General features: G+C 46.3%; 6 protein-coding genes. All 6 read left to right on the top strand.

Going from position 1 to position 15,280, the window contains the following annotated elements; translation table 11 throughout:
• Positions 1-10: 10 nt before the first annotated feature.
• The 6 genes from AAFN85_RS27380 (at position 11) to AAFN85_RS27355 (ending at position 15,191) form a co-directional block, all read left to right on the top strand.
• Positions 11-1,957, top strand: a complete 1,947-nt coding sequence (locus tag AAFN85_RS27380) for a RagB/SusD family nutrient uptake outer membrane protein (RefSeq protein WP_347531150.1) — start codon at positions 11-13, stop codon at positions 1,955-1,957.
• Positions 1,958-2,005: 48 nt separating this feature from the next.
• The gene (locus AAFN85_RS27375; RefSeq protein ID WP_347531148.1) at positions 2,006-3,184 is read left to right on the top strand and encodes a DUF4959 domain-containing protein; all 1,179 of its coding nucleotides are present in this window, start codon (positions 2,006-2,008) and stop codon (positions 3,182-3,184) included.
• 22 nt (positions 3,185-3,206) lie between these two features.
• A complete protein-coding gene (locus AAFN85_RS27370) occupies positions 3,207-4,409 on the top strand; it encodes a DUF4998 domain-containing protein (protein ID WP_347531147.1) in 1,203 nt (400 codons plus the stop codon).
• 628 nt (positions 4,410-5,037) lie between these two features.
• On the top strand, positions 5,038-6,732 hold the full coding sequence (locus AAFN85_RS27365; RefSeq protein WP_347531145.1) for a hypothetical protein: 1,695 nt from the start codon (positions 5,038-5,040) through the stop codon (positions 6,730-6,732).
• A 3-nt stretch (positions 6,733-6,735) separates the two neighbouring features.
• Positions 6,736-13,173, top strand: coding sequence for a carboxypeptidase-like regulatory domain-containing protein (locus tag AAFN85_RS27360; RefSeq protein WP_347531143.1), 6,438 nt, complete (start codon positions 6,736-6,738; stop codon positions 13,171-13,173).
• 8 nt (positions 13,174-13,181) lie between these two features.
• Positions 13,182-15,191: a hypothetical protein gene (locus AAFN85_RS27355; RefSeq protein ID WP_347531142.1), complete on the top strand. Its 2,010-nt coding sequence runs from the start codon at positions 13,182-13,184 to the stop codon at positions 15,189-15,191.
• The last annotated feature ends 89 nt before the right edge of the window (positions 15,192-15,280 follow it).

Here is a 15,280-nt window from a genome sequence, read left to right as displayed (position 1 = left end):
ATCAAATCGCATGAAAATTTTATCTATATATAACCGGTCTTTAGGGCATTTGCCACGGAGGTTGGTAAGGCTTTTATTGTTTGTTGTATTACTTACCGCGATAGCCTCCTGCAAAAAAAGCTACCTGGATGTGGTGCCCGATAACGTAGCCACCCTTGATAACGTATTTGCCAACCGCACCGAGGCCGAAAAATACCTGTTCACTTGCTATTCGTACCTTCCGCAGGAGGGTAACCCCGATAAAAACCCAGGTTTTAGTGGTGGTGACGAAGCCTGGACCTATTGGCCCATGACACAGGATTACTTTTTCCTGGATCCCTATAATATAGCCCGCGGCGAGCAAAACAGGGCAGACCCTTACATGAACTATTGGGACCAATTTGATGGCCGCAACCTATGGCAAGGAATAAGAACCTGTAATATATTTTTAGAGAACATTGATAAAGTGGTTGATCTGCAACCTTATGTAAAATTAAGGTGGGTTGCCGAAGCTAAGTTTATTAAAGCTTACCTGCATTGGTACCTGTTCAGGATGTACGGGCCTATACCTATCCTTGATAAAAACCCGGCCATCACAGCCAATCCGGAAGAGTTTAAAGTGTTCAGGCAACCTGCCGATTCGGTGGTGAACTATATCTCTAAACTGATAGATGAGGCCGCCGCCGGCGATGCCAACACCGGTTTGCCAAGCATAATTACCAGTACCACTACCGAGTTGGGGCGTATTACCAAAGTAGCTGCTTTAGCCATTAAGGCCAGGGTATTGGTAACCGCTGCCAGTCCGCTTTTTAATGGTAATAATGATTTTGCCGGGTTTAAGGGGGGCGACGGCAAACTGTTGTTTAACCCGCAATACGATGCCAAGAAATGGACAAGGGCAGCCGATGCCTGTAAAGTGGCCATTGATGCCGCCGCAGCCGCGGGCCGCAAGCTGTACTATTTTTCGAGTACGGATGTAGCGGTTAACGATGCTACCAAAATAGAAATGAACATCCGCAATGCTATTTGCGAAAAATGGAACAATGAACTGATCTGGGGCCTTACCTCAGAAGCGGCGGCTTCAACCTTCTGGTTGCAACAATATGCCTGTCCGCAGATCGATCCGGATAATATTAACCTGAGCCTGAAAGGTAAATTGGCCCCGCCGTTAAAAATGGCCGAGCTTTTTTATACCAAAAATGGCGTGCCGATAGAGGAAGACAAAACCTGGAACTATACCGACCGCTTTAAACTGCGTACCGTTACCGATCAGGATGCCGGGATGCAGGAAGGTTATCAAACCGTGGGCCTCCATTTTGAGCGCGAACCCCGTTTTTATGCCGATATGGCCTTTGACGGCTCAACCTGGTTTATGCATAATGGCAATTACAACATCCAAAGTAAATCGGAACAATATACCGGTAAAAAGCAAAGTCGCCTGTATTCGATAACCGGGTATTACACCAAAAAGGTAGTTAACTGGAATCTGGTTTTCTCAAAAACAAACACCACTATCGAATCGTACCCATGGCCGGTTATGCGCCTCAGCGATCTGTACCTGCTATACGCCGAAGCACTGAATGAAACGGGTAACCCTGCCGCAGCTTTGCCTTACCTTAATCAGATCCGGGCGAGGGCGGGGTTAAAATCGGTTGAAAGCTCGTGGGCTACTTACTCAACCAATCCCACCAAATACACTACAGTTGCCGGTTTACGGGATATCATTCGCCAGGAACGCGGGATAGAAATGGCCTTTGAAGGAAGCCGCTTCTGGGACCTGCGCCGGTGGAAAACCGCTCCGCAGGTTTTAAGCGCGCCGATATATGGTTGGGACATTGTGCAATCTACCTATGAAGACTATAACCGCAGGGTATTGCTGTTCACTCCAAAATTTGTTGCCCCGAGAGACTATTTCTGGCCGATAAAAGAAACCGATTTGCAGGTTAACCCCAACCTGGTACAAAACCCCGGATGGTAACTGGCTTAAACGAGATTAAAAATGGAGATCATTTTAAAAGATAAGATAATGAAAAAGATATTATTAACCTGCTTCGCGGCTTTGGTTATGTTGATGGCTAACTCCTGTAAGCAGGACGAGCTTGCACCTACTGTTAACGATCATACAGCGCCAGGGCCGGTAAGCCATGTTACGGTAACTAACCTTAACGGTGCTGCCAAAATAAGCTATACTATACCTACCGATGGCGACCTGCTTTATATTAAAGCAGTATATTCTATCAAAAAAGGCGATACAAGGGAAACCAAAGTAAGCCGCTACAACAGCGATCTTACTGTTGATGGTTTTGGCGATACCGTTGCTTACCAGGTAAAATTATATGCTGTAGATAAAGGCGAAAACGTATCCACCCCGGTAGAGGTTACCGTTCATCCACTTACCGCGCCTCTAAATCTTACCCGCGATTCCTTAACCGTAACGCCCGATTTTGGGGGCATTAACGTTAAGTTTACTAATAGCACCAAGGCCAGCCTGGCTATTGTGGTGTTAGCTACCGATTCGTTGGGTGAGTTTGCGCCTATCCTTACCAACTACACCAACTTGCAAAAAGGTAATTTCTCCACCCGGAACCTGCCCGCCAAGCCAACCAAATTTGGTATTTATACCCGCGATAGGTGGGGCAATTTATCTGATACCCTGCTGGTAACGGTTACGCCCCTGTTTGAGGAACTGTTGGATAGGACAAAGATGAAAGGCATAGTCTTACCAACCGATGCCCCGCTTGGCCCGCAATATGGTGGCGGTATCGATGAGCTTTTTGATGGCGATGTAACCAACGCCGGTGGCTATTACCACACAGGCGACGCATCAAAAATGCCCCAGCAATTTACTTATGATATGGGCGCTCCTGCCAAACTTAGTCGCTTAAGCTATTTTATGAGAGAGGGCTTCTTCTATTCGTTACACAACCCGCGCGTGGTGGAGATCTGGGGCACCAACACTATAAACCCCGATGGCAGCTACAACGGCTGGACACTTTTAGCATCGCACACGCAAATAAAACCATCAGGATTGCCCGAAGGTCAGCTCTCGCAAGATGATATTGATGCCGCGCATGCAGGCGAAACCATAACCTTCCCACTGGATGCCCCTAAGGTGAGGTACATCAGGTTCCGGACGCTGAAAAACTGGTCGAACGGATCGTATGTGAATTTTAATGAGATAATGATGTGGGGGGATACCAAATAAAACTGAACACAAATAAAAGTTTATGAAAGCAATAAAATATTTCGCGCTGCTGTGCCTCGTTGCTGTTATCGCAATGCTAAGCTCATGCACCAAAAGCGGCGATGCCTATAAAAAGTACATGGCGGGCGGTGAGATCACCTATCCCGGCAGGTTGGATACCGTATTGGTGCATTCCGGGTATAACAGGGTACAGTTATCGGCCACGCTTGGCAACGATCCGCTGGTAACCAAAATGAAGGTGTTTTACAATAACCATCACGACTCGAGGGAGGTTGCTGTTACCCATATTCCGGGCAAGGATACTGTAAATGTGATCATCGATGAACTGACCGAAGGCAACTATAGTTTTGATGTTTATACCTATGATGCCCAAGGCCGGAAATCTGTGGGGATCAATGTTTCGGGCGTGGTTTATGGGCCGAGTTATTTAACTTCCCTGATCAACAGGAAGCTAAAAACCGTAGAGCAATCGCCAGATGGTAACAAGATAGAACTGACCTGGGGCGAACCCGCAAGCGGAGAGTTAGGCATAGAGGTAAACTACACCGGGGCCAACGGAGCTGCCAAAAAAATCACCGTTTCGGCAAATCAAACCAATACCGAACTGCCGGACTATAAAGAAAGCAGTGTGCTTACTTTCAAATCATTATACAAGCCCGATACCACAGCGTTCGAAACATTCTCGCCCGAGGCTTCATCGGTTACCCTGCCCAAGTTTGAGCGGCAGTTTGATAAATCGAAATTTGCGGTGAAGATTTTACCTACAGATGTGCTTGAAGGCGGCTATGGCTGGTTGGAAGAGTATTTATGGGATGAAAGCTACAACCCACCGGGTTTCGCTACCGAATCAACAATTCCGTGCTGGTTTACATTTGATGCCGGTACATCTTCCGCCTTAAGCCGGTTTAAGGTTTGGCAGGCTAACGATAGGCTTTACAACCTGCAAAGCGTAAAAACCTTCGAACTATACGGTAGCAACAGCCCCAACGCAGACGGCAGCTGGGCAAGCTGGATCAAGGTAGGCTCCTACGCTTCGGTTAAACCATCCGGCCTCCCGGTAGGCCAAAATTCTGACGCGGATGTAGCTTTTGCATTAGCAGGCGAAGAGTTTTCTGTTCCTGCTTCAACGCCTAAGTTTAGGTACTACAGATTTAAGCTGCTATCTAACTACGGTGGGGATTTTATGACGATGGAGGAGATTACTTTTTATACGCATGATAAGTAGCCGTAATATTCTTAAGAGATAAAAAGCGGGGGTAGTGCGATTCCCTCCCCTAGGAGGGTGTAGGGAGGGGTTTCTTCGCTATGCCTAATCAATAAGCATGGCGTACAAACCCCTCCCTGCCACTTCACATTTCCATCGCACCTCTCCCGAGGGAGGGAATAAAAATAACTCCCACGCACTAACAACGGGAGCATAACCACAAACCCGGTTTTTCGGTTTGATTGTACACCGGGCTTATTAAGGCGATCAGGATAAAATCCTGGTCGCCTTATTTGTTTTATGGGCTAATTATGGCCAAAACGCTACAAATACCCTCATTATTTGCCGCCATGCAACAAACTCGAAAGTATCTGCAATAAACTCGAAAGTAATTTTTTGTCGTCCCCTGTTTATTTGTAAAACGGATTTCGCCCTGGCGTATCCGGCAGTACCACAAAATCTATCACTATAACAACTATCAAAACCGAACACCTATGACACACACCAACAAAGCAGTTAACTACATGCAGCAATACCCAACTGCCAACTAAAAAATACGCAAGTACCTTATTAACTCATACCTTATCCCTTAACCCGCGCGCCGGTTTCTTAGCCGGTCGCCGGGTTAAGGTTGGTTAACCTTGCTGCAATGAAAAAATATTTACTGTTATTAGCCCTCATCTGTTGCTGGCAATACAGGCTTCATGCCCAAAACCTCGACAATATTGGTCAGCAAAAGCCTGTAACCCTTTCGGGGAGTATCCAGGCGCAGGGCATATTTTATAATGCCACCGGTATTCAAGATCGGAGGGCACCGTTTACTTATTACCTTTCGGGCAATCCCACCATTAGTTTATACGGTTTGGATATCCCGTTTTCATTTGCCTATAGCCAGGCCGATAAATCATTCAGGCAGCCGTTTAACCAGTTTGGGTTAAGCCCCACTTATAAGTGGGTTACGCTACATGTTGGCTATCGCGATCTGTCTTTTTCTCCTTACACGCTTGGCGGACATACCATGCTGGGGGCGGGTGTTGAACTAAACCCCGGTAAACTGCGTGTTGGCTTTATGTATGGCCGGCTTAACCGGGCTACCACTATCGATACCACCACACAAGCGCTTGTTCCGTTTTCATTTTCACGGAAAGCGTACGCCGCCAAATTGGGTTACGGTACCGAACGCAACTTTTTCGAGCTAAGTTACTTAACCGCTAAGGACGATACGGTTAAACCGGCGGGACTAAAACCGGAACAAAACTATGTAAGCCCGGCAAAAAATGATGTGATGGGTTACGTATCACGGTTTAGCTTTTTAAAGCATTTTGTGTTTGAGAGCGATGGCGCTTTAAGTTTATATACCAATGATGTTAATTCGCCAATCTCGCTGGATAACGGGAGCAGTACCATACTCAATAAACTCCGTACAACTTTCGGGTTGAACGGAACATCTGAATACTATACCGCCTTTTCGGCCGGGCTTGGTTACAAGGACAAAAATTACGGCATGAAGGTAAAATACAAACGTGTAGACCCGGATTTTCAAACCATGGGTGCGTATTATTTCAGTTCCGATTATGAGAACTGGACCATCAACCCTTCCGGAAATTTTGATAAAGGAAAAATAAGGTTTAACGGTAGTTTGGGCTTTCAGCACGATAACGTGAAAAAGCAAAAACGGGCTACCAATCACCGTATAATAGGCTCGCTAAATGCCGGTGTCGATTTTACCAAATCCTTTTCGGTAGAGGCGGTTTATACCAACTTCTCCGATAATCAAAAAGCGCAAACCGCCCTGTTTGCCGATTCATTGAAGATAGTTCAAACTACCCAAACCATCACTATTATGCCCCGGTACATGATCATCGGTACGGATGCTATCCATGTAATTTCCGGCTCGTACACCCGCAATAGCATGAACGATTATAACACTTTTTACAGTACCGATGCCTCATCGCGCAGCATAACAACCAATCAGTACATGCTGAGCTACAACATCAACTTTACCAAAAAAATGCTGAGCGCCTACATCAATCTATCAAATACTAAACTGAACGGGCAAGGGATGGAAAATAGTTACAAATCAGCAACGGTGGGAGCCAACAAGATCTTTTTCCAGAAACTGCAAACAGGCCTCAGCGGCACTTTTACTGATACAAAATCACAAGGAGGCGAGGATGCTTTTATCATCAACGCAACCGGCAACCTCGGTTACCGGGTTACCACCAAGCAATTGCTGTCGTTCAATATGTTCCTGACCAATAACAAAGCCAAAACATCAGGGCCGCAACTACAACCAAATTTTAGAGAAACCCGGGGGGAATTAAGTTACCTGCTAAGCTTTTAAAACATGAAAAAACTATATCTTTTTTTACTTATTTGTGTAACGTGGTTACCATTAAAAGCCCAGGTAAACGTATCCATCCAGATCTTGCCTCCGTATCCACGTAAAATTACCGATTACTCATCGCAGCCGCAGCTGATGGTGATAGGCATCACCAACGTATCAACCAAAAGGCAACGCATCCAGCTGCGGGGCAGTATCTCCGGCGATAATGGTGTTATTATAGCCGTAAAACCGAACTATAAAAGTCCACTGGTAATTGAGCTGGAGCCGGGGCAAACCCGTAGCCTCAACGGTAATGATATCAGCAAGTTTTTTGATTATACCAAAGTAAATTATACGGGCATAACCCAGGCCGATTTTATTAACAAAAATGGTTTGCCCGAGGGTAGTTACCGTTTTTGTTTGCACGCGTATGATTATGATACCAACGTTTCGCTCAGTGCTGATGAGCCGATAGGTTGTAGTAATTCATTTATCATTAGTAGTTTAGAGCCGCCAACCATAGTAACGCCTATGGATGGAGCGCAGCTTCCGGCCAATGGTCCGCAAATTATTACCATGCAGTGGAGTACGCCGCCCGGTACGTCGCCGCAGATCATGTCGGCGGTAAGGTATAAGATCAGGATGGTGGAGGTACTTGGCGGCAGGAACCCCAATAACGCCATCATGTCGGCAGCACAACCTTATTTTTTTGAGCGGGAGGTTGTTGGCAATACCTATGTATATGGCCCAGCCGATCCGCAGCTTACCCCCGGCAGGCAATACGCCCTTGTTGTGCAAGCTTCTGATCCATTTAATCATACCCCGTTTCGCAATAACGGGCTTAGCGAAGTGCGGTCGTTTACCTATGGCGGGCAGGCTGGTACTACAACGGGTACTACATCAGCTAACGGGCAAACGCAGGATAAACCTCAAAAAGTACAATATGCAACCAATACCATAAAAGGTAAGCTGGTTTGGACATTCAAAAAAACAGAGCCTCAGTATAGCGGCTCAACCCAGCTAAACGTTGCAGCCGCCCCTATTCCTGTTCCGAGCAATACTGTAGTAAAGGCCACGCCGCCCCCAACTGTAATAACTAATACTATGCCTATAGGTGGTCTTGCCTCAAGGCCTGTAACGAGTTTACTGAGAAGCCCTATATTTAATGCCCCTAATATTTTAACTGATTCGAGGATAGCGGCTGCTGCCCAGATAGATCCTACTTTAATACCATTATTACCTGCCCAACCATCTGGTTCGCCAAGTGCAGCGAGTGTAATTACCTCATCTGGCGGCACCAGTTTATCATACACCGAAGATCCGATCACGGTTGATAGCGCTGCCGATAGGTATGCATTGCCCAATACGCAGATCACGATAAAGGGGGTTGTAGATAAAGACTGGAAATCGACCAATGATTTTTCGGCCACTACAGCGATTACACAGTTTAGCTATACTACAACAGATTATTCGTATTTGGGCATGTACTCCTTCCCGTCGATGAGTTTTCAAAGTGGCATGTTCGATTTCAGTTTCGGCTTCCACTATAACCTGGACCCGCCGCCGGTTGAAGAGTTAATAACCAGCGGAAAAACCGATGGTGCAGGTAACTTTAGCATCGATTTTACCCATCCATCGTACATGGGTTTATCCAAATACAATAAGCTCATCATAGGCATCCAATCAACGGATTTTGAACAAAAAAGTGTAGAGATCCCGATCAGTAAACTGGATTCGACGGGGGTGCGCGATATAGGGCAGATCCTGGTATTGGCCCGCACCATGCGTTTCACGCCTAAGCTTACTTTAGATGCTGTTGATGATGCCAACCCCGAGCAGAAAGTAGCCGTGGTGCATATTTACCGGGATAAGGTAGATTTTGAAAACAGCAATTACCTGTACCATGAGGGCAACGTGCCGTTTGATTCCAAACATGGCATTACCCTTAACGGGCGCAGCGTTGTTGAAGTTGCTACTGATAGCGTACAGATGGGTATTGGTGGGGGAACTTTAAAATTTGGCAGGTTGTTTTATGGCGGCAGATATACGGTGGTAGTTGATAGCCATAACCAACGCTTTAACGGCAAAACAACCGATCTGCAGGCGCATGATTTGAACCTTGCCTCCAACCTGGTGCTTAATGTTGGTGCCGATTACCGCTTAACAGCCACACCGGCCTATGTATTTGGCGAAGTGAGGATGTCATTGCCAACGGGTTTTGTGCCGGTAAGTGGTGCAATAGTTAAGGTTGAATACAATACCAGCGATTTGTTGAACCCTGGTCCGCCGCCACTTACAGGTTCGGTAATTGATTATTTAAATAGGCAGACTTCAAGAATGACTCTCCTTACAGGTGGAGGCGGCAATAACAACCAGGTGCCTATCTCAAGCGGCCTTGTGGCAAGGCCATTGATGCTTAATTCTCTTTCATTTGGCAGTATGGGGCTTAGTAGCCCCACTACTATTCGGCCAATGCCTACCGTTGTAGGTGCGCCTCCCGCACCCACGCCTATCTCCAGCACTGTTATTAGTGATTTGAACAGGCCAAGCCCGGTGGTGGCGCAAAGTGTTTTAAGTAAGGTAGATGAGATAAACCTGATCAAGGCTTTATCTGCGGACTATGGCCCTTTTAGTGCAAAAACAGATTCGCTTGGCCGGTTTAACATCCCGAATCTTCCGCAGCTAAAAACCGGCGCAAGCTTTAAGGTAAAGCTCATTAAGGTGAGCAGTGAATTTCAGGACCTGGAGGTTACGCCTGATACTGTGCAAACTTTCCAGGGGCTGGCTAACGGAACTAACAAAGAAGTTATTTTTGGCATCAAGCCGGATATTGTAACTGTGGTGGGCCGCGCTATATCATCTACAAAACAAGCTATACCTAATGCCCGTCTGCATTTTGTTAATTCCACAGCCTATTTCAATTCGGGCGAGGATGGGGTATTCCAAACAAGTTACTACCAGGGTACCCATAAGCTGATGATCGAAAAGGAAGGCTACATCTCCCAAACCATCGATGTTGTTATTCCCGCGCCGCCAAAGGCTAACACCAACCCAACACCAGGGAACGCGGGAGTGATACAAAACCCGGGCAATGTGATCTCGATAGGTAATAAAATAATTAACCCGGTAATTAATCCGGGCGATAATTTGGCGAAACTTAATCAGCTTAATGCTAATATTTTTGCCAGTCCAAGCATACAGGCATCATTGGGCAGGGGCTTTACTTATAATACCATGATGTTTGGCTTTGCAGGGCCGGTGGCACCAGCGGTTACATCGCCTGTAATTAACAACATCAATCAATTTAATACACCTATTCCTATTGGCGGCCTGTCGCAAGGGGGATTAAGAAATGTTGTCACTATTAATCAGCCTATAAGCAATCAAACGGTACTTGGTAATAGGCAATTGGTAGCTTCGGCTATTCAGTTTAGCGATCTTTTTTCGAAAGATCTGCATAACAACCCGCTGGTACAATCGGCAGTACGCACTATTGATCTGGGCGATTGCGGTAACCTGGTACGCCGTACTGGTCGCGTGAAGTTTAATATTGTAGGCCCGGATAATAACCCGGTAAATGACGCCACCATTGCCCTGTTCGATACTACTCACGTGGCCTCAACCGGCGATTGGTTATACGAAGGTTTTGGTGGCAATGCCAAAGTAAGTGTTACGCCGCTCGCAAATTCGGGATTGGTTGCAATTGAAAAAACTATAAATGTTGTTGAAGATGGTACAGAACGTACCGAAGTAATTAAACTGCAAAAAGGAACATTAATAAGCGGTACGGTTACCGCGGGAGGGCATGGCGTTGGTGGAGCCAATGTTGTGATTGAAGACCTGCCATACCTCACCGCGGTAAGCGCTGCCGATGGGCGTTACCAGATCAGTGTGCCTGCCGGTAATTTTAGTATCAAGGCATCAAAATCGGGCTACATATCCTCAACTCAAAACAAGGTAATAGGAGATGCCGCGCAGACGGTTGATTTCACCCTTGGCGATGGCGGCGGCAAAAATATCAGTCAGCTGCTGGGCTTCCCGGTGGCGTTGGATAAGATGACGCCGGCGGGTGGAAATGCCTATTTAGTGAGCGGATCGTTCAATGATCTGAACCCGCTTTTCCCGGCGCTGAGCAGCAAGGAAAAAATAGCGTTGAAATTTACAGATGTGAAGGTAACGTTTGATGCCTCGAATAATCCTGTCCCCGATGGCAACAAGATACAAACTGATGCCGTGCAGTTATCACTTAAAGTATTCAACTTTTTACCGGTAGTATTTAAAGCCGATGCTGGTTTGGTAGTGACCGGAACCACCGGCGGTAAAGGTGAGATAAAAGGTAAGCTCTCGCTTGATATGAGTAGCATTAGTGGTAACCAGGGCTATGTACTTGCTAAAAGCTATATACCACAGCTAATGCCGGATAATGCCTCTTCGCCAGATTTTGCGCTTTTCAACTCGGCAGGTGTAGCCGGCACGCTAAGCAAGTTGAAGTTTACCGGTGCCGACGCGGGCATAACCGATTGGGAGGCTGAAGTGTATGGCTTTAAAACCAAACTGGCCTTCGGGAGCAGTTACATCGATCAGCAGGGGATCCATTTACAGGGATCGGTAAACACGCCCGATCTGGATATTATCAAATCCATCAATGTGAAAATTGAAGATTTTGTGCTAAGTCCGCAAATGAAGATCAGCAAGCTGAAAATTGTAGCAACCGATCTGCCTAAACTATCCATCGGCACCTGGGAAGCTTCACTGGCATCGCTGGTATTTACGGAGGATGGTTTCAGCTTTGGCGGCAGTATCACCGTCCAGATCCCTAAATCAACTCCATCTACCATAACCTTTGCCGACCTGAAAGTAGGGAAAGATATTTTTTACGGAGGAAGTTTCACCATCCCGCAAACTGGCTTAAACCTGCTAAATGTGGTGAAGCTGATGCCGGGTGCTACTCCGCTTAGCTTTGGTAAAGCGCCGGGTTCGTCGGCCTATAAACTGGCTGGATCGGGTAAGATCAAGTTTGATACTTTCATCACTAAAGAGATCAACCTGCCGGTGTTTGAAGTGCAAACCGATGGCCGTTTCATGATAGATGCGCCGACCGATTTCTCTGCCGACTTTGCTTTTGCGCAGTTTAAGGTTCAAAGTATCCAGTTTAATACTACTGATCAGATCCCATACATAGGCGTACAGGGTGAGTTTACGGTTGATGTACCGATGATCAAGTTTACGGCAGGTGATATCCGCTTTAAAGCTAAAGCAGGGGGAGGCATTGATGCCTCGGTAAGTAAGCTTGGCGCTACTATTGATATCCCGGTAATGAAATCGGAGATAGAGGTAGGGATAAAGGATAATGGCTTTGATGGCGCAGGGTCGCTGTCAATTCCCGGAACGCCGATAAATGCCTCGGTCAATTTCCATTATTATAAGGTGACGGGGGGCATTGATGTGGGGGCGGCCTTTAGTGCGGGCACGGTGATCCCGGTGGGTATTATTACCATTGATCGTGTTGGCGGTGGATTTAATTATAATAGCGCTGAGAAGAAATTTAAGATAGATATTAACGGCGGGCTATCCTTTACCGGAACCAGTACGCTGGTTAAACTCGACCCGATTGGGCTGACCGTAGAGAGCGGGCCGGTTATAAAAGGTTACGCTACCGTACAGGTAGCCAGTTACCTGAACCTGGCCCATGCCGACCTGGTGCTCGATATCCCTAACCAATATTTTACGGTAGCTATTACCTCAGATATTGAACCAATAAAAGGTTTGGCCAAAGCCCACATCCAGGGCGATTTAGTGGTGAGTGGTAAAAGCACCGATCGCTACGTTTTCCTGGGATGCGGAATGGATATCTCTTTGTTAGGCCTCATTAACGCAAGGGCTGATTACGCTATGGCTATAGGTCTTTCAAATCCGCGTACCCGTACCGATAGGCTGTCGTACTACTTTGCGAATGCCTCACCCGAATATATCAATAACGAGTTTACAGGTGTGTACTTGAACAGTACGGCTTCGATGGGGATCCCTCAAAATAAGCCTATCGGGTTTGATATTTACATAGCCAAAGCAAGCATTTGGTGTTACACCGAATCCAAATCTACACTGCTACTCAATTTTGCTGAAAATAGCTACCTTCTAGGATTATCCGGCAGATTTGGGGGCGGTGCAAAAGCCTGTGCCATAGGTTTATGTGTAGGGGCTGATTTTCAGGCTTGCTATGATATACGAGGAGGCCGGAATGATACGGATGGCTGGTCTATACAAGGATATGCGGGGGGGAGGGCCGATTTTAGCATAGGCGGCTGTAGTCCGAGCTGTAACTCGATAGATACCTGTTGGGATTGGCCGCCAGCCGGTGCTAAGGTCTGCGCCACAGCCAGTGTAGTTCTGGGTTACTCGCAGCGCAACGGACTTAACTTTGGTATTCAAGTAGGCGGCGACCGTAATGTATGCCCATAATTTATAACATGATGAAAAGATTTAGTTTAATCATATTAATACTGATAACCGCCATCTGCGTTAATGCCCAACAAATACAAACGGGCGTGGTAGGCGGTCATATTTTACCTTCGGATAAGCAGGTGTTGGTGATGGTGAACGCGCCCGATGCCGGTGCGAGATCGCTCAATATTTACCGTAAATACAAAAGCTACGAAATAAGCAAGGACCAAAACGGAAGCGGCGATTTCAAAAAGCGAGGTACGGTTACTTTTCCATCATCATACAATGATTTTAAAAAACGTGCCGGTGCTTCGGTTGCCGATGAATTTAAAGTACAGGTAAACGCCAAAGACGATGCCGAAGCCTGGGCGGTAATACAAAGCGGCGATATTCAAAAGATAGGCTATTTTTTCCTCTCGAAAGAATTTTTGGAAGGCATAGGTATGATGTGGACGGATACCGATGTGAAAGGTAACTCGACATCGACTGTATATCGTATTTCGGGTGTTGATGCTGATGGGAAAGCGGAGGTAATTTATACCGAGGCCATCTCGGCGGTAAAGCGTGTGCCTTTTCCTAAGTTTAAATTAAAAAGGGCCTTAGTGGCTGATAGTTCGGTGCAATTTACCTGGTCAATCCCCGCACCTGCTGCTAACCCGGCTGTTTTTGCTGCGGTTTATAAAAAATCAACCCAAAGCAAAAATTTTATTGTAGCTGCCGAGCGCCTGGTAGTTTATAAGCGCGATGATAGCCTGCACATATATTTCAGCGAACCGGTAAAACCCGGCGAACTGCTTACTTACTATGTACAGCCTTATGATATGGCAGGTAACAGGGGGGCAGGGTCTGATCCTACAAGCCATCTAACCAAATCATTTAAAAGCATAGCCGCCATTACTAATTTTAAGGTTAAGGATACAACCAACGCGCTGTACCTTAGCTGGAACGCCTTGCCAAGGCAAGCTATTTATTCGGGCATCCAGATCCTTAAATCGCGCTCGGCACAAAAAGATTATGTGGTTGCAGATACGCTGCCGGCCTATGCCACTACTTATTTTGATAAGAAAGTGTTACCCAATATGGTGTACTATTATCAGATAAGGCCTTTGTTGGTGCCTTATCCAGGCTTCAAAATGTTGCCCACCGCCACAGCCAATGGCTCGTTGCAGGTTAAAAATGAAAAGCCTTCAAGACCTTCAGGTTTAAAAGCCGCTCAGGATAGTACAACCTCGATTGTGCTTAAATGGGATAGAAACCCAGAACTTGATCTGTTTGCTTATTACGTACTCCGCGGAACTTCTGAAAAAGACATGAAGATCATATCGCCCCCCATCCGTGATACCGTTTATCGCGATTCATTGAAATACCTGAGCGGAGAAACCCAGTACGTTTATGCCGTACAGGTAATGAACCTGGCGCAAAACATGAGCGATGTTTCGCCTGTGGTTGGGATCCGCCCGCTAAAAGCGTCATATGTTGCATCCCCGGCTGGTGTGCAAAGCCGCTGGGCCGATCATGCTGTTAACCTTAAGTGGGAAAATACTATGGGCGTATATGATAATGTGATAGGTTATATCGTATTCCGCCGCGAAAAAGGGGAGCAGTTGTTTAAAGTGATCTCCCAATTGCACCGCCAGCCATTTTTTAGGGATACGCTGGCTGTGCCGGGTAAAACTTATGAATATGGGGTTACATCGGTAGATGCTTTTGCTAATCAAAGTTTGTTGTCGCCGCTTACTTCTATAACTGTATCAACAGAGGATTTTATTTCGCCACCGGCTGATATTTACCTGGTTAACAAAACCGAAGGCATCCAGCTAACCTGGCCCGGAAATGAAAAAGGGAACGATTATGTGGTTTACCGTAAAGCGGTGGCTGATAAAAGTTTCACCAAGGTATCCGATGTAAAAAGCGCGGTTACTTATTTAGATAAAACAGCGCAGCCAGGCATTTTATACGTTTATAAAATAGCGGCCCTGCTTAATAAAACCGAAAGCAATACCGGACAGGAAAAAGCGATCAGGCGGACGAAGTAGTGTTTATTGAAAAAATATTCGTATTTATATGCTTCGCGATGGGCTCATTGACAATTCGCGACTCTAATTATAAGATACAGCACTACGGA

The sequence above is a fragment of the Mucilaginibacter sp. CAU 1740 genome (assembly GCF_039839285.1).
In the GTDB taxonomy this organism is placed as follows: domain Bacteria; phylum Bacteroidota; class Bacteroidia; order Sphingobacteriales; family Sphingobacteriaceae; genus Mucilaginibacter.
The sequence above is the reverse complement of the archived record's forward strand: the minus strand, read 5'-3'. Positions and strand labels throughout refer to the sequence as shown.

Excerpts from the sequence above, each read along its gene's own strand:
- AAFN85_RS27375 (WP_347531148.1), top strand. The coding sequence starts at position 2,006 with ATGAAAAAGATATTATTAACCTGCTTCGCGGCTTTGGTTATGTTGATG.
- AAFN85_RS27365 (WP_347531145.1), top strand. The coding sequence starts at position 5,038 with ATGAAAAAATATTTACTGTTATTAGCCCTCATCTGTTGCTGGCAATAC.
- AAFN85_RS27370 (WP_347531147.1), top strand. The coding sequence starts at position 3,207 with ATGAAAGCAATAAAATATTTCGCGCTGCTGTGCCTCGTTGCTGTTATC.
- AAFN85_RS27380 (WP_347531150.1), top strand. The coding sequence starts at position 11 with ATGAAAATTTTATCTATATATAACCGGTCTTTAGGGCATTTGCCACGG.
- AAFN85_RS27355 (WP_347531142.1), top strand. The coding sequence starts at position 13,182 with ATGATGAAAAGATTTAGTTTAATCATATTAATACTGATAACCGCCATC.
- AAFN85_RS27360 (WP_347531143.1), top strand. The coding sequence starts at position 6,736 with ATGAAAAAACTATATCTTTTTTTACTTATTTGTGTAACGTGGTTACCA.